General features: G+C 67.6%; 18 protein-coding genes and 3 tRNA genes. 17 read left to right on the forward strand and 4 right to left on the reverse strand.

Going from position 1 to position 15132, the window contains the following annotated elements:
- The 4 genes from RWR81_RS09590 to RWR81_RS09605 all read left to right on the forward strand — a co-directional run.
- Positions 1-608 (forward strand): alanine dehydrogenase (locus RWR81_RS09590; protein ID WP_399498348.1); only part of this gene is annotated, 608 nt, incomplete at its 5' end.
- 3 nt (positions 609-611) lie between these two features.
- A complete protein-coding gene (locus RWR81_RS09595; protein ID WP_314457229.1) occupies positions 612-1190 on the forward strand; it encodes a GNAT family N-acetyltransferase in 579 nt (192 codons plus the stop codon).
- 96 nt (positions 1191-1286) lie between these two features.
- Positions 1287-2156: a zinc metalloprotease HtpX gene (htpX, locus tag RWR81_RS09600; protein WP_314457231.1), complete on the forward strand. Its 870-nt coding sequence runs from the start codon at positions 1287-1289 to the stop codon at positions 2154-2156.
- Between the two features lie 2 nt (positions 2157-2158).
- The gene (locus RWR81_RS09605) at positions 2159-2701 is read left to right on the forward strand and encodes an AAA family ATPase (protein WP_314457259.1); all 543 of its coding nucleotides are present in this window, start codon (positions 2159-2161) and stop codon (positions 2699-2701) included.
- Here the strand turns inward: RWR81_RS09605 and RWR81_RS09610 are convergent.
- Positions 2670-2837 (reverse strand): hypothetical protein, encoded by a 168-nt coding sequence (locus tag RWR81_RS09610; RefSeq protein ID WP_314457233.1) that lies wholly within the window; start codon positions 2835-2837, stop codon positions 2670-2672. The two genes, RWR81_RS09605 and RWR81_RS09610, sit on opposite strands and share 32 nt — an antisense overlap.
- A 235-nt stretch (positions 2838-3072) precedes the next feature.
- Between RWR81_RS09610 and RWR81_RS09615 the strand changes: the two genes are divergently transcribed.
- From RWR81_RS09615 to RWR81_RS09625, 3 genes are all read left to right on the forward strand, one after another.
- The gene (locus RWR81_RS09615; protein WP_314457235.1) at positions 3073-4092 is read left to right on the forward strand and encodes a phosphotransferase; all 1020 of its coding nucleotides are present in this window, start codon (positions 3073-3075) and stop codon (positions 4090-4092) included.
- Between the two features lie 78 nt (positions 4093-4170).
- Positions 4171-5430, forward strand: a complete 1260-nt coding sequence (locus tag RWR81_RS09620; protein WP_314457236.1) for a sensor domain-containing protein — start codon at positions 4171-4173, stop codon at positions 5428-5430.
- The gene (locus tag RWR81_RS09625; RefSeq protein ID WP_314457238.1) at positions 5418-6062 is read left to right on the forward strand and encodes a response regulator transcription factor; all 645 of its coding nucleotides are present in this window, start codon (positions 5418-5420) and stop codon (positions 6060-6062) included. Before RWR81_RS09620 ends, RWR81_RS09625 begins: the two co-directional genes overlap by 13 nt.
- A 16-nt stretch (positions 6063-6078) precedes the next feature.
- Here RWR81_RS09625 and RWR81_RS09630 read toward each other — a convergent pair whose 3' ends face one another.
- On the reverse strand, positions 6079-6576 hold the full coding sequence (locus tag RWR81_RS09630) for a YajQ family cyclic di-GMP-binding protein (RefSeq protein WP_314457241.1): 498 nt from the start codon (positions 6574-6576) through the stop codon (positions 6079-6081).
- A 159-nt stretch (positions 6577-6735) separates the two neighbouring features.
- Between RWR81_RS09630 and RWR81_RS09635 the strand changes: the two genes are divergently transcribed.
- From RWR81_RS09635 to RWR81_RS09660, 6 genes are all read left to right on the forward strand, one after another.
- Positions 6736-6817: transfer RNA gene (locus RWR81_RS09635), tRNA-Tyr, on the forward strand.
- Between the two features lie 112 nt (positions 6818-6929).
- Positions 6930-7002: transfer RNA gene (locus tag RWR81_RS09640), tRNA-Thr, on the forward strand.
- Between the two features lie 38 nt (positions 7003-7040).
- Positions 7041-7114 (forward strand) — tRNA-Met (locus tag RWR81_RS09645).
- A gap of 31 nt (positions 7115-7145) precedes the next feature.
- Entirely contained in the window at positions 7146-7346 is a 201-nt protein-coding gene (gene rpmG, locus RWR81_RS09650) for a 50S ribosomal protein L33 (protein WP_009395479.1), read from the forward strand.
- 115 nt (positions 7347-7461) lie between these two features.
- A complete protein-coding gene (locus RWR81_RS09655; protein ID WP_314457243.1) occupies positions 7462-8286 on the forward strand; it encodes a hypothetical protein in 825 nt (274 codons plus the stop codon).
- 501 nt (positions 8287-8787) lie between these two features.
- Positions 8788-9450, forward strand: coding sequence for a MarR family transcriptional regulator (locus RWR81_RS09660; protein WP_314457245.1), 663 nt, complete (start codon positions 8788-8790; stop codon positions 9448-9450).
- Between the two features lie 25 nt (positions 9451-9475).
- On the opposite strand, the gene RWR81_RS09665 is transcribed toward RWR81_RS09660, so the two are convergent.
- A complete protein-coding gene (locus tag RWR81_RS09665) occupies positions 9476-10129 on the reverse strand; it encodes a nucleoside triphosphate pyrophosphatase (protein WP_314457247.1) in 654 nt (217 codons plus the stop codon).
- Between the two features lie 41 nt (positions 10130-10170).
- Between RWR81_RS09665 and RWR81_RS09670 the strand changes: the two genes are divergently transcribed.
- The 4 genes from RWR81_RS09670 to RWR81_RS09685 all read left to right on the forward strand — a co-directional run bounded on the left by RWR81_RS09670 (position 10171) and on the right by RWR81_RS09685 (position 14381).
- The gene (locus RWR81_RS09670) at positions 10171-11073 is read left to right on the forward strand and encodes a biotin--[acetyl-CoA-carboxylase] ligase (RefSeq protein ID WP_314457249.1); all 903 of its coding nucleotides are present in this window, start codon (positions 10171-10173) and stop codon (positions 11071-11073) included.
- 86 nt (positions 11074-11159) lie between these two features.
- The gene (locus RWR81_RS09675; protein ID WP_314457251.1) at positions 11160-12314 is read left to right on the forward strand and encodes an adenylate/guanylate cyclase domain-containing protein; all 1155 of its coding nucleotides are present in this window, start codon (positions 11160-11162) and stop codon (positions 12312-12314) included.
- A gap of 227 nt (positions 12315-12541) precedes the next feature.
- Positions 12542-13213 (forward strand): response regulator transcription factor, encoded by a 672-nt coding sequence (locus RWR81_RS09680; RefSeq protein WP_314457253.1) that lies wholly within the window; start codon positions 12542-12544, stop codon positions 13211-13213.
- Between the two features lie 91 nt (positions 13214-13304).
- Complete coding sequence (locus tag RWR81_RS09685; protein ID WP_314457255.1) at positions 13305-14381, forward strand: HAMP domain-containing sensor histidine kinase; 1077 nt, start codon at positions 13305-13307, stop codon at positions 14379-14381.
- A gap of 94 nt (positions 14382-14475) precedes the next feature.
- Here RWR81_RS09685 and RWR81_RS09690 read toward each other — a convergent pair.
- Positions 14476-15132, reverse strand: a 657-nt coding sequence (locus tag RWR81_RS09690; protein ID WP_314457257.1) for a VTT domain-containing protein, incomplete at its 5' end; no start/stop codon positions are given.

Raw genomic sequence — 15132 nt, forward strand, 5'->3', positions numbered from 1 at the left:
GCGTCGTCGTCCTGGGCGGCGGCACCGCCGGCCTGAGCGCCGCGCGGGTCGCCGCCGGCATGGGGGCGAACGTCACCGTCTTCGACATCGACCCGGTGCGCATGCGCCGCATCGAGGAGACCGACGGCGCGGCCATCCGCACCCGCTTCTCCACCGAGCTCGACGTGGCCCGCGCCTGCGCCGCGGCGGACCTGGTCATCGGTGCCGTCCTCGTGCCCGGGGCCCGCACCCCGAACCTGGTCACGCGCGCCATGGTGGAGACCATGCGGCCCGGCGGGGTACTGGTCGACATCGCCATCGACCAGGGAGGCTGCTTCGAGGACTCCCGCCCCACCACCCACTCGGAGCCCACCTTCGAGGTGGACGGCAGGATCTTCTACTGCGTGGCCAACATGCCCGGAGCCGTCCCGCACACCTCCACCTACGCCTTGACCAACGCGACCCTGCCCTACGCCCTCGCCCTGGCCGACGACGGATGGCGCGGCGCCATCGAGGCGCGTTCCGACCTCGCGCGTGGTCTGAGCACCCACGCCGGCGCCCTGTACACCACGGGCGTGGGCGAGGCCCTGGGAATCCCCACGGCCGACGTCGCCGATCTGCTGGGCTGAGCGGTGAGAACCCGGCGCATCCGCGTCGCCGGCGGCACGGATCGTTGGGCGCACGACCTCTACCTGCGCGCCTTCCCGGAGGAGGAGCGCCTGCCCTGGGCCCTCATCCACCTGCTCAGCCTGCGTCGCGGCGTCGACCTGGTCGCCTGGTGGGATGAACCCGCCGACCCCACCCAGGCGGCCTCAACGGATCCCAGCGCCCTGACCTGGACCGTGCGTCGCCCCGGTTCCCGGCTGCTTTACCTCTTCTACCTCGCCGTTGACGACGCCGTCCGCGGACGCGGCCTCGGCACCCGACTCCTGGCCGAGCTCCAGCATCGTCATCCCGGCTGCAGCATCGTCCTGGACATCGAGCCCGTCATCGCCGAGGCCGACAACGCCGAGCAGCGACGCCGCCGGCTCGCCTTCTACGAGCGCTCCGGCTTCCGCGACACCGGGTACGCGGTCCTGGACTCGACCGGGGAGTACTGGACCCTCGTGCGTGAAGCGCCGGGAACCACCTTCGACCCCGACGACTTCCGCGATACCCTGCGCCGCCTGGATTGCGGCCTCATCACCGCGCGAGTGGTCCCACGCGACTGAGCCGCGCGGAGCCCCACTGTTATTCCCCGATCCGCCAATGGCAGCACGCGCCGGTGGACATAGGTGGGACACAGGATCGTCCCATAGTCTCCACTCATGACATGGACCAACCACCACAACGGTCTCAAGACCGCCGCCCTCCTGGGTGGCATGTGGAGTCTGCTCCTCCTGCTCGGCTACGCGCTGACACGAGGGACGGGCTCATCCATCTGGCTGTTCATCGTGCCGATCATCGGCATCGCACAGACCGCTTTCGCCTTCTGGAACTCCGACAAGATCGCCGTGCGCTCCATGGGCGCCATCGAGGTCACCGAGTCCCAGCAGCCCCAGATGTACGCGATCGTGCGCGAGCTCTCCGCCGCAGCCGGCCAGCCCATGCCGCGCCTCTACGTCGCCCCCACGATGAGCCCCAACGCCTTCGCCACCGGCCGCAACCCCTCGCATGCCGCCGTGTGCTGCACCCAGGGCATCCTCCAGCTCCTCAATGAGCGCGAGCTGCGCGGCGTCCTGGGCCATGAGCTCTCCCATGTCTACAACCGCGACATCCTCACCTCCTCGGTGGCCGCGGGCATTGCCGGCGTCATCTCCTCAGTGGCCACCATGGCTCTGTGGTTCGGCGGCGGCAACCGGCGCGATCGGGAGGGCGGCAACATCATCGCCGTCCTGCTGCTCGCCCTTCTGGCGCCCCTGGCTGCCACCATCACCCAGTTCGCCATCTCCCGGACCCGTGAGTACGACGCCGACCACGACGGTGCCGAGCTCACCCAGGACCCGCTCGCCCTGGCCAGCGCGCTCAGCAAGCTCGAGTCGGGCATCTCGCACGTGCCCATGGGGCGGGACCCGCGCCTCGAACCGGTCTCCTCCATGATGATCGCCAACCCCTTCGGGAGCCTGCGCAACCTCTTCTCCACTCATCCGCCCATGGACAAGCGCATCGCCCGCCTTGAGCAGATGGCCGGGTACTGATGGTGACCCTGACCGTTGTGGGCGGTCTTCCAGCGGTCGGAAAGACCGCCGTGTGCCGGGAGCTCCTGCGCTTGCAGTCCATATCGCAGTCACCGGGCCGCTTCCCGACCTGGCTGCGCATCGACTCCATCGAGCAGGCCCTGCGGGACAGCGGCGAGATGGCTCCGGGCATGCCCGGAGGTGCCGGCTACTACGCGGCCGCCGCTGTCGCCGGCGACGTCCTGGCCTCGGGCGGTGAGGTCCTGGTCGAGTGCGTCAACCCGCTGCCTCTCACCCGCCGCCTGTGGGAGGAGACCGCCTCAGTCCTGGGCTGCCGGTTTCTCGCCGTCGAGATCGTCTGCTCCGATGCGGCCGAGCACCGCCGCCGTGCCCGGCAGCGGGTCGGCGACATCGAGGGCCTCAAGCTTCCGGACTGGCAGGAGATCGAGCACCGCGACTACGCCCCCTGGCCCGAGGCCGACCTCCGCCTGGACACCGCCCGGCTCACCGTCGCCGAGGCCGCGCAAGCCATCGTCAACGATGCGATCCGGGGTCGGGGCCAGTAGGGCTTGAGGTGGTCTCGGTGACTCGGGCGTCCTTGGGGGAGTTGCTGGTGGATATCGTGACGTAGAACCATGCGGTTAATGACAGGATCGCAACGATGACGGCAATCGCAGCGACGATGGGGCGGTTCTTGTGCACGTGGCCACCCGGTGGAGGTGGAAGCGGCCGTCAGGGGCGCACGCCTTGACCGGATCGACGTCATGAAGCGGATTCCTCAGGGGTAAGGGCATAAGACGACCTCGGGATCTCGGTGAGTCGGATTGCTCGGCGTGCGAAGGATTCTGCGAGGGTAGGTGGCGGAGATGCAGCAGGGGAATCGGGAATGGTCCCCATAAGACTCGTCCTCATCCCCCCATGATGGTGAGATGGGCGGGTGCACAGCTCGTCCGCGCCCGCCCCGTCCGATGACGACCTCGCCCAACGCATCCATGCCGCCGTCGATGCCGGTGAGCTGCGCGGCGTGATGGCCGGACCGATCGAGACCCTCGGAGTCGGCGAGAGCTACACCGCCTGGCGGATCGGCTGCGGTGACCAGGCACGGGTCCTGCGTGTTCCCCGGCGCTCGCCTCATGAGATGCCCCGCTCCATGGAGGCCGAGTTCGAGGTCCTCAGACGTGTCCCGCCCGATCTCGGAAGCAGCGCCATCGCCTTGGAAACCGGAGCCGACAACCCGCTGGGCAGTCCCTACATGGTGACCACCCACGTTCCCGGCCGGGTCCTGCATGCCACCGACTGGAACCGGCAGCTCGCGACCGCCCTCGCCCAGCGGATCGCCCGCCTGCATGGGGCCCTTGCCGCCGGCCCCGCGCCGTCGGCCGCGCTCGTGCCGAGCTCCTGCGAGCAGGGGGAGGAGCTGCTGACCTGGTGGGGCAGGCACCATCCGGAGACGCTCACCGACCCCCGCGTCACCGCGTTATTGCCCGCCTGGCGCCGCGAGCTCGTCCGACTCGCCCCTGCGTTCGAGGCCGTTCCCACTCACCCGCTTATCCACGGCGACGTCGTCGTCACCAACGTCGTACTCGGCCCCGATGGCGCCCCCAGGCTCATCGACTTCGAGTGGTCGGACTCAGGCGATACCGCCAAGGATCTGGCTCTCATCGGTGGCCGGGTGACCGGCGGCCCTTGGTACCTACCCATGTCGCCCGACGACGTCGCGGCCTTCGTCACCGAGTACTCCCGGTACGCTCGGCAATCGCGTCACCTGCGGCGCTCGCGGCTCGCGCAGTGCACCGGTGCCATCGACCCGCAGCAGCTGCTGGAGCGCCGCGACGCCTACGAGCTCCTCGATCGTCTGGGTAACCTCCTGTACTGTCTGAGCCGGCCCGGCGAAGCCTGCTACGGGAGATGGGCCGACGAGCTCGCCCACAGCCTGGTCACCCGGCTCGCAGACTGATATGTCGGGCTAGCCCCACCAAGGCCTCGCCAGGTGACAGGATTGAGCATGATTCCAGGCCTGAGGAGGATGTGGGGCATGAACCGGTCAACATGGGCCGCGCGCTATCGCCGACTCGGCAGGGACGCCGCCTTCCTCCTCCTGAGCTGGCCACTGAGTCTGCTCGCCTTCCTCCTCGTCATACCGCTGACCGCCTTCGGCGCGAGCACCGTCATCATCTGTGTGGGACTGCTGGTGCTCGACATCGCACTGAGCATCGCCGGGGGTTTCGCCAACCTGGCCCGCCTCGCCGTAGCGCGCCTGGACGGAGGCGATCCGGTGCCGGGCTGCTACCTCGAGCCCGAGCCGGGAACCCCCTGGCACCGCAGGTTCCTGCAACGCCTGCGCGACCTCCAGCGCTGGATGGACCTGCTGTGGACCATCGCCTTCTTCCCGGTGTCCTTCATCACCTGGTTCCTCACCATTGTGTGGTTGTCGGCGGCAGTCGGCGGCTTCCTCGCCCCCATCGCCGAAGTCATTCTTGAATCGATCCTTGGAGACCAGCGCCAGGGGCTGGGTGATCTTCTGGGCCTGTATCCGTCGCTGCTCTGGGACGTCGTTATCGACATCACCTGCGGCGTCGTCTTCTCCCTGACCGCACCCTTCGTCCTACGGGGCATGGCCGCCATGCAGGCGGGGTTCCTCCGCGGCATGCTCTCCTGGCGCAGCGAGGTCAGCCGCCTTCAGACGTCCCGGGCCGCCGTCCAACGGGCCGAGGCAGACACCCGCCGTCGCCTGGAGCGCGACATCCACGACGGTCCTCAACAGCGCCTCGTGCGCCTGCGCATGGACCTGGCCCGTGCCCAGCGCCAGGCCGAGAAGGATCCGGCGGCCGCTTCCGCGATCATCCAGGGCGCCATGGAACAGACCCAGCAGACCCTCGACGAGCTGCGCCAGCTCTCCCGCGGCATCGCCCCGCCCGTCCTCGTCGACCGTGGTCTGGCCGCCGCCATCTCCGAGGCCGCCACCCGCTCCACCGTTCCCGTCACTGTGAGCTCCGAACTGTCCCAGGACCTGCCCGACCACGCCTCCCAGGCCGCCTACTTCGTCGTCAGCGAGGCACTGGCCAACCTCAACAAGCACTCCGGGGCCACGGCCGCCGGCGTCGAGGCCCGCATCGTTGACGGCGCCCTGTACGTGAGGATCTACGACAACGGCATCGGTGGGGCCTCGACCGCCAAAGGCCACGGCCTGGCCGGACTGACCGAGCGCCTCGACGGCGTCGACGGTAGGCTCACGGTCACGTCCCCGACCGGCGGGCCGACCACAGTGGAGGCAATGATCCCGTGCACGTTCTGATCGCTGATGACTCCGTCCTCCTGCGTGAGGGACTGGCCCTTATCCTGGCCGACGGCGGCCACGAGGTCGTCGGGGGAGTGGGGGACGGCGAGGCCCTCGTGAACGAGGCGCTGCGGCTGCGGCCCGACGTCGTCGTCGCCGACATCCGCATGCCCCCGTCCCACACCGACGAGGGCCTGCGCGCCACCACCCGCATCCGTGCCCAGTGGCCGGGTGCGCCCATCCTGCTGCTGAGCCAGTACGTCGTCGCCGGTTACCTGCCCGACCTCCTGGCCGACGGTGGCGGCGCCCTGGGCTACCTCCTCAAGGACCGGGTCGGCGACATTGACGCCTTCCTCGGCGCGGTCGAGCGGGTGGCGCGCGGCGAGCTCGTCCTGGATCCCGACGTCGTCTCCCAGGTCCTCCAGCGAGGCCGGCGCGACGATCCTCTGCAGAAGCTCACACCCCGCGAGCGGGAGGTCCTGGCCCTCATGGCCGAGGGACGCACCAACGCCGGTATCGCCGAGATCATGGTGGTCACCGAGGGTGCTGTGGAGAAGCACACCCAGCGGATCTTCGCCAAGCTCGGGCTCCTGCCCGATGCCGCCGTCCACCGTCGTGTCAAGGCCGTCCTGGCGCTGCTGTCGGCTTAGACGGGGGCGGTCGGCCCTAGCGGTAGTTGACGAACTGGAGGGCGGCGTCGACGTCGAGGTTCTTCAGCAGGGCGATGACGCTCTGGAGGTCGTCGCGGGACTTGGAGGTCACACGCACCTCGTCGCCCTGGATCGTTGCCTTGACGCTCTTGGGCCCCTCGTCGCGGATCGCCTTGGTGATCCTCTTGGCCACCTCCTGGGTGAGGCCCTCACGCAGGGGGCAGGCCAGGCGGTAGATCTTGCCCGAGGGGCGAGGCTCCTTGTCCCCCAGGTCCAGGGCCTTGAGGGAGACGCCGCGGCGGAAGAGCTTGGACTCCAGGACGTCCAGGATCGCCAGGACCCGCTCGGCCGTGTTGGCCTCCAGGGTGATGGTGTCACCGGACAGGCTCACGGCGGCGTCGACGCCGCGGAAGTCGTAGCGCTGGGAGATCTCCTTGGCGCACTGGTTGACGGCGTTGTCCACCTCCTGGCGGTCGAGGCGGGAGACGACGTCGAAGGAGGAGTCGTTGGCCATGGCGGCAGTCCTTTCCGGAGCGGGGACTTCGGTCGCCCCGAGTCTAGTTGGGTTGTTCTGTGAGGAGGGTCCTACAGGGGCGATTGGCGCTGCGTGCAGGTGCCTTGCTATTCTTCCACGGCGCCAAGCGATGACCGAGAGGTCGGAGCATGGAGTCAAGGCGGGTTGCCCGAGCGGCCAATGGGAGCTGACTGTAAATCAGCCGCGTAATGCTACGGGGGTTCGAATCCCTCACCCGCCACGCTGATCACTCGTTGATCACATCTCGCCCTCGCGGTGAGAACCGCAGTGAGCGAAGCCACGGCGGACCGAATTGCCAGAGAGGCTCGGATCTGCCTACGATTCCGCTCGTTGCCCCGATAGCTCAGTCGGCAGAGCGTCTCCATGGTAAGGAGAAGGTCAAGGGTTCGATTCCCTTTCGGGGCTCTCGCAGCGGGGGCCACTGGCCCCCATTGTGGTCATATGGCGAGGTAGCTCAGCTGGTTAGAGCGCACGACTCATAATCGTGAGGTCGAGGGTTCGAGTCCCTCCCCCGCTACGCAAGTTTTCGAGTACAGCGCACCCGTCGCATGCTCGAGGATCGACACGAGGAGACAAACGTGGCCAGCAAGTCCGCCGACGTTCGCCCCAAGATCACTCTGGCCTGCTCGGAGTGCAAGGAGCGGAACTACATCACCAAGAAGAACCGTCGGAACACCCCCGACCGTCTCAGCATCGCCAAGTTCTGCGCTCGCTGCGGTAAGCACACCGAGCACCGCGAGACCCGCTGAGCGAGCGCGTTCCGGACTCTGTCGCAGTCACCTGCGACGTCAGGATCAAGCCCCGTCGACATGATGTCGGCGGGGCTTCGTCGTCTCCTGGGGCGGGCCGCCTAGCATCGGCGGCGTGAACGGTCCCAACCTCTCCGACGCCGTCGTCGGGCGGCTGGCAGCGGTCCTCGCCAGGGTGCTGGAGACGGGGTCGTCCGAGTCGTCAGTGCCGTCTGAGCCGGGCGGCCCCGAGATGCGTCGTCTTGCGCTGAGCGGTGCTACTGCGGTTCTTCCCGCCGTCCTGGCCTTACAGCAGCTCCAGGAGCGGGTGCGGGCCCACGATGGTGCCGACTCCTGGAATGGTCTACTGCATCGCCGCTGTCTCATGATCTTGAGCGGCTCGGGTGAGGCAGCCTCAGAGGCGTTCCAGAACTCCCCAGGACCGTCGCTCCGGCGGATCGTCCACGCAGAGTGGGAGCTCATCCGGGCCGTGGTCGAGGTGCGGGTCGGTGGGCGGCAGTGGCGGGTCGTCCACGAGCTCGCCCGCCGCATCCCAGTCGATCGGCCGGCAACGGCGGTCCGGGGGAAACTCACGGAACTCGGGGCCGGATTTGATCCGCCCGACGACGGTGCGTTTTACCGTCTTGGGAGCGACGACATCGCCGCCTGGGCGGAGGCCACCGGTGACCGTAACGCCATCCACCTCCTACCGGGCCGGGCGGCGCGGGCCGGCCTGCAAGTCGGTCCTGACGACGTCGTGGCTCATGGCCTTCTGGTCGGCGCGCTCAGTCTTGCGGTCTGTGCCCCTTCCACCAGGCATCAGACCTCCCTGAGATTCACTGGGCCTGTTGAGGTTCCCATTCCTCGTCAGGACGGGAGAGGGCAGTGGGCGTCTCTTGCCGTCAGCCCGGGAGCCGGGGATGTCGTGCAGGGTGGTCGTCCTGTCCTGCGACGGCGGTGATGGCGGCGGTCTCGTACTGGAGCGGGAGGGGGCGTCTCGAACGCTGACCGGGTGCCTGACGTGCCGTGAGGGGGTATTGGTTACCTACTGGAGAGAATTATGACGGAGATTCATGGTTGTCTTGATGAGTGTGAGGTGAGAAGGTGGGGGTTAATTCTTCTCCCTCTACCATCGGCAAACGGTGGTGATTACGTAACAAAGGTGGGTAATTCCTTTGTCAAACTGATGGATGTCAGGGTGGTGTGAAGAGGGGGCGCCATTTCTCTCCAAAGTTGGTAGTGATTGAAACATTCCCTGTCATATCAAGGAAAAGTTGGGGTCGCCGGAGGTGTTCTCGCGGTTCTTGGGTTGCGTGGGGCGTCGCTTCGCCGTGCTAGCGCTCTGACCGAGTGTGATAAAAAAGATGCAGGGTTGCGCTTGTGTGAAAGCCACAGGCAGTCAGCAAGTATGCGCTTAAGGGTTCACGGCCTATCGGGGTCGGTGCTGAGAGGAGTCGATAAGGTGATTACCGCAGAACGGACGATATCGGAGCCGACGGTCTACGAAGACGTCGAGATGATGTGGACCCAGAGCGATCAAGAAGCTGTTGAGGCCACCTACAGTCGAGAGGCGGCCGGGGCGACGGAGGGACAGGGGACGGCGGGCGCCTGCGGCCAGCTCGGCTCCTTGGAACAGGAGGGCTTCAGTCGACTCGATGAGATCGAGATGGATGCCTGGCGCTCCTTCCTGGCGGCCTCCACCTCAGTGACCGCCCGCCTCAATCGCGAGCTCGAGGCCGGGTGCGGCATCTCCATGCACGAGTACGAGATCCTGGTTCGCCTGTCAGAGGCGCCCGAGCACACCTTGCGCATGTCCACTCTTGCCGAGCACGTCTCCCACTCCCGCTCCCGGTTGACCCATACGGTCAGGCGTCTGGAGAGCGCGGGGTATGTTGAGCGCACCTCCTGCGACTCCGACCGTCGCGGAGTCAACTGCCTGCTGACGCAGGCGGGCCTCGATTTCCTGCATGATGCCGCCCCGGTGCACCTCGATGGCGTGCGCCGTCACGTCATCGACCGACTCGACCTTAAGCAGCGGCTCGTCCTGGCTGAGCTCATGAAGATCATTGCGCAGGCCCCGGAGCCCTCGGCGTTGTCCGCGTCGTCTGCGTCATCGGCTTCCTGACAGCTCCTCGGTCCGGTGGGCGTCGTCAGTTGGTTTCATGACCGGCCGGCGACGCCCACAGATCCGTCCATCGCACTCCCAGATCGCCCAGGAGCCGGCGCAGCAGCGGCAGGGAGATGCCGACGACCCCGTGCGGGTCACCATCGATGCCCTCGATGAAGGCGCCCCCCAGGCCGTCAATGGTGAAGGCCCCTGCGCACCACAGCGGCTCACCGCTGTCGATGTAGGCCTCGATCTCCGCCTGAGACGGCGAGCCGAAGCGGATGATGGCTGAGCTGACCCCTTCGGCGGTGCTCCCATCAGAGGAACGCACCAGGAAGTGGCCCGTGTGCAGTGTGCCGGTGTTCCCACTCATCGTCCGCCAGCGCTCGTGGGCCTCTGAGGCATCGACGGGTTTGCCGACCGTCCGACCATCGATCTCCAGCATGGAGTCGCAGCCCACGATGACCACGGCGTCCTGCGAGCCGGTGGAGGCTGCGACGTCGAGCGCCTTGGCCCGGGCCAGGGCCTGTACCTGCTCGACGGCGCTCGGGGCCGGCAGGCCCGCCATCCGGTGCTGGTCGGCCAACTCATGAAGGACGGCGTCCTCATCGACTGTGGAGACCTGTACCAGCGGCTTGACGCCGGCGGCCTGCAGGGTGGCCAAACGGCCGGAGGACTTCGAAGCCAGAAGAATCACGCCGCCAGCCTATACGTGCCCCAGACCGCTAGGCTCCTGTCATGAGCTCAGGCGATAGTCCCTTCTCACGTCTTGTCACCGTCCCCGTCACCGGATCCACCCAGGACGACCTGCGGGCGGCTCTCACTGGTCCCGAGGCGAGCTCCTGGCCGCACCTGTCGGCTCTGCGCGCACTGAGGCAGACCGCCGGTCGAGGGCGGTCCGGTCGGGCCTGGGTCACGCCCGATGACGGCGCGCTCCTGGTGTCGGTGGTTCTGCGGCCCCTGGTCCCGGCCGAGCGTCTGGCCTGGTTGCCGCTGCTGGCTGGACTGGCCGTCCGTGACGCGTTGGTCCCATTCGTCGAAGGACTGCCGTGGGGGTTGGGCACCAAGTGGCCCAACGACGTTGTCGCCGTGCCCGAGGATCCTGCGGCTGTTCCTGTGGTGCCCGGCTGGGCCGGTACTCGCAAGATCGCCGGTGTCCTCAGCGAGCTCGTCGCTTCGGAGGCGTCCTCCGGCGGATCTGCGGCTCAACGGCCTGGGGCTGTTGAGTCGCCCGCCGCCCGAGAACTGGCGCCGATGGTGATCCTCGGCATTGGTGTCAACATCGGTCAGAAGGCTGATGATCTGCCAGTGGCCTGGGCGGGCTCGCTGCGTACGCTCGGAGCGGTGACCGCCGACGCGGATGTTGCGGAGGCCGTTCTCGATGCCGTCGGGGGTGAGCTGGTCCGGCGTCTGAACCAGTGGGAGGCGGCGGACGGCGATGTTGACGCAGGGGACGGAGTCCTCGGGCAGCAGCTGCGTTCCGCCATGACCACTCTGGGGCAACAGGTCGGTGTTCAGGCGGCCGACGGCGAGATCGGCGGTCTGGCTGTCGACGTCACCCCCGCCCTGGTGCTGCGCACCCGGGGCGGCGATGTTGAGGTCCGTGCGGGTGATGTGACGCTGGTGCGTGTCACAGGCTGATCCTTAAGGGGTTGCGGACAGATCGCTCTCCCGGGGGATGAGTCGCTCGATGCGCATCTTCTTGTGATCTGCGCTACTCTGACAGGGTGGTACTAGACAGCCAAGCGAGCAAGGGGCGCGTATTGGACTCACGCGAAGTCCGGCCGGGCGTCCGGCAGGAGGCTCACGTAGGTGCTCGGCGTGCGGAAGGCGAGGCCGCCGGTGGGGCGGCCCCTGCGGGACAGGACACCCTGGCGGGGCACGAGCACCTGCTTCTTGGGGAGGCCCCTGGACTCACCCTGACCGAGGTCGCCCAGCGGGCTGGAACCAGTTTGGAGGTGGCCCGGAAGTTCTGGAGGGCCATGGGGTTCGCCGACGTCGCTCCAGACGCTGTCCACTTCACCGGGCAGGACGTCGACGCGCTGCGCGACACCATGGCACTACTCGATGAGACCGGCGACTCCGCCTTGGCCGCGGCCAGCGTGCTCGAGCTCCTGCGGGCCCAGTCCTACACGATGGACCGCCTGGTTCTGTGGGAGCTGGAGACCTTCGTGACCGACCTCAGTGAGCGCCTCGATTTGGATGACACCTCGGCGAGACTGGTCGCCCTCGATCGCATCGACGGTCTCGTGGATCTGCTGTCGCGTCAGCTGACCTACGTGTGGCGCCGCCACATGGCCTCCATTCTGGGGCGCACCGACGCCGAGGTCTCCGCCCGAGGCAGGGAGGACACCGGTCCCGACCTCTACCCGCTCATCCGCTCCCTGGGGTTCGTCGATATCGTCTCCTTCACCCAGCGTGCCCAGGGCATGAGCAAGGCGGCCCTGACCCACATGCTCGAGGACTTTGAGAACACTGCCCGCGACGTCATCACCTCGCGAGGCGCGCGCGTCGTCAAGACGATCGGTGACGCCGTCATGTACATCTCCGATGACCTCGCGATCGCCGCTGATGTCGTGACCGCACTGGTTGAAGAGCTCCAGAAGGGGCCCGACGCCATCCGGGTCCGCGCCAGCCTGGTTGAGGGGCGGGTCATCTCCCGCTCCGGGGACGTGTTCGGCCCCACCGTCAACCTGGCGTCCCGGCTCGTGGACGCGGCCGAGCCCGGCAGTATCCGGCTCGACGAGTCCACCGCCATGGCCATCCTCCGCTCGTCCCAGGCCTGTCGCTACCGGGTGGGACAGTGCCACGAGGTGGTGGCCAAGGGGCTGGGGCAGATCGTGCCCTGGTCGCTGGAGAGGATATCTCCGACTCGGTCCTGAGGGCGTCATGAGCGCCTTGGACCGCTCGTTATCATCTCGTAATTCTTTGATGTTCTGATCGCTGTCACGTCTCGGCAGGATCACGATTTATCGCTGTATCTCCAGAGAAACCGGCTCTTCTTGTCGCGGGCGGGTCGGACTGCACCCTCGCCTCAGGTCTCGTCTCGGTATCTTCTCCATCCCCGGGACGATGGCGGGGCAATGCGTCGTCGCCTAACATCACGGGTGTGACAACTGTTCTGCTCGTCGAAGACGACCCCGCTATCTCCGAGCCCCTCGCCCGTGCCTTTGGGCGCGAGGGCTACGAGGTCCTTACTCACGGCACCGGCAGAGGTGCCCTTGAAGAGATCTCGGCTGCTGACATCATCGTTCTGGACCTGGGACTGCCGGACATCGACGGTCTGGATGTGGCCCGTCAGGTGCGTGCTCAGGGCCTGACCATTCCGATCCTCATGCTCACCGCGCGCAGTGAGGACTCCGACCTCGTCGTCGGCCTGGACGCCGGGGCTGACGACTACGTCACCAAGCCGTTCCGTCTGGCCGAGTTGCTGGCCCGGGTGCGCGCGCAGGTGCGGCGTGCCTCGGGAGAGGCGACAGAGGACGAACTGGCCGTCGGCGAGATCCGGGTCGACGTCGCCGCCCACCGAGCCTTCGTCGGCTCGCGTGAGCTGCAGCTGACGACCCGCGAGTTCGAGCTGCTGCGGGTCCTGGTGCGTGCCGGGGGCGACGTCGCCTCCAGCGAGGACATTCTCAAGGAGGTTTGGGGCGAGGATCCCACCGGCAGCCCTCAGACCCTCCAGATGCACGCCACCTGGCTGCGGCGCAAGCTCGGTGACGACGAGGAGCGGCCCGCTGTCCTGCTGGCTCAGGAGGACGGCTACCGCCTGGCCGTCGGCTGAGCCGCCGGCTGGAGTTGGGGCGGTTCTCCGGATGCTGTTGAGCCTCGGGAAGCAGCCTCGGACAACTGACCGCGTCTGAAGGAGGGCAGTCGTGCGCCGCTACGCCATGACGATGACGATGGCTGCGGTGTCCGTGGCCATCCTCCTGCTGGGACTGCCACTGGGCGGTGCCTGGATCGCCAGCGCGCTGCGCACTTCCGGGGGCGGGAACCGAATCACCATCATCGGCACGGTCATCCTCACGGTCCTGGTCCTGACCGCCACCGCGCTGACAGCCGCCTCCGTCGTCGCCTCCCGAGCCGCTAGACGCATTTCCGCACCTCTCATCTACCTGGCCGCCGAGGCCGAGCAGCTCGGCAGCGGGCAGGTCCGCCCGCGGTTGCGCTCCTCGGGAATCGAGGAGATCGACCTGGTTCAGGCCGAGCTCGTGCGCTCGGCGGAGCGTGTGGCCGGACGCATCGCCGCTGAGCGCCAGTTCGCCTCCGACGCCTCCCACCAGCTGCGCACGCCGTTGACCAGCCTGTCTCTGCGCCTGGAGGAGATCGAGCTGCTCGCCGGCGAGGAGGAGGTGCGTGCAGAGGCTCACGCCTGCCTGGAACAGGTCGAGCGACTCACCAGCGTCGTCGAGGATCTGCTGAAGGTCTCGCGCCGAACCGGCGGCGGGACCACCGAGGCCCTCCACCTCAAGGACATCTTCTCCCAGCAGCGCGAGGAGTGGGAGCCGGCCTTCGAGCAGGCCGGACGCACCATCACCTTCCGCGACGAGATCAGCCACCCGGTCCTGGCCACGCCCGGGTCGCTGGCCCAGGTGCTGGCCACTGTCGTCGAGAACTCCTTGCGTTACGGGGCTGGGAGGACCTCGGTGAGCGTGCGCAGCGCCAACGGTGGGCACGCGGTCTTCATCGACGTCGCCGACGAGGGTGAGGGCGTGGCCGAGGACATCGCACCGCACGTCTTTGAGCGGCACGTCTCCGGCCACGGCTCCACCGGCGTGGGGCTGGCACTGGCCAAGGACCTCGTCGAGGCCGACGGCGGCCGCATCGAGCTGTCCCAGCGCAAGCCCGCCGTCTTCTCCATCCTGCTCAACGCCGTCCCCAAGTCCTTGGACCCCAACAACGTCCTCCCGCAGGGGGCGCTGGTCTCCGTGGGCCGACGCCGTCGCTTCTGACCCGGCTAGCGCCTGTATGGATCCCGATGAGCATCGTTTTCTGTACGACCACTGTCAGATAGGTGCGTTCACGGGGAGGTGATGAAAGGCAGGGTCAGGACTTCTGGCGGCGGGACTTGATGAGCTGGGAGATGGCGGAGATGAGCATCGGCGCCACTGAGATGAAGACGATCGCGAGGATCATGGTGTCGATGTTCTCCCGGATCCACTCGAAGGATCCCAGGAAGTAGCCCAGCCAGGTGATGCCGAAGGCCCAGAAGGTGGCGCCCAGGACGTTGAAGGTGATGAAGTGGCGGTAGTGCATCTTGCCCACACCGGCGATGACCGGGGTGAAGGTGCGCACGATCGGCACGAACTGGGCCAGGGTGACGGCCTTACCGCCGTGACGCTCGAAGAAGGCCGAGGTGCGTTCCACGTAGTCCCGTTTGAACAGGCGGGAGTCGGGCTTGTTGAAGATCGCCGGCCCCGCCTTGCGGCCAATGAAATAGCCGGTCTGGTTGCCGATGACGGCGGCCAGCCACACGAGCGGAGCGGCCACCCAGATGTGCACGCCGACGGCGCCGGTGCCCACGAACATCCCCAGGGTGAAGAGCAGAGAGTCACCGGGCAGGAAGAAGCCGATGAGCAGACCGGTCTCGGCGAAGATGACGAGCATGACGCCGACGATGGCCCAGGGGCCGAACCACTCGACGATCTTGGTGATGAGGTTGGCGGCATCGAGCCACTCGGGGCCGAGCATCGGGGCGTGGGC

This window comes from uncultured Actinomyces sp. (genome assembly GCF_963526355.1).
Classification (GTDB): Bacteria; Actinomycetota; Actinomycetes; order Actinomycetales; family Actinomycetaceae; genus Actinomyces.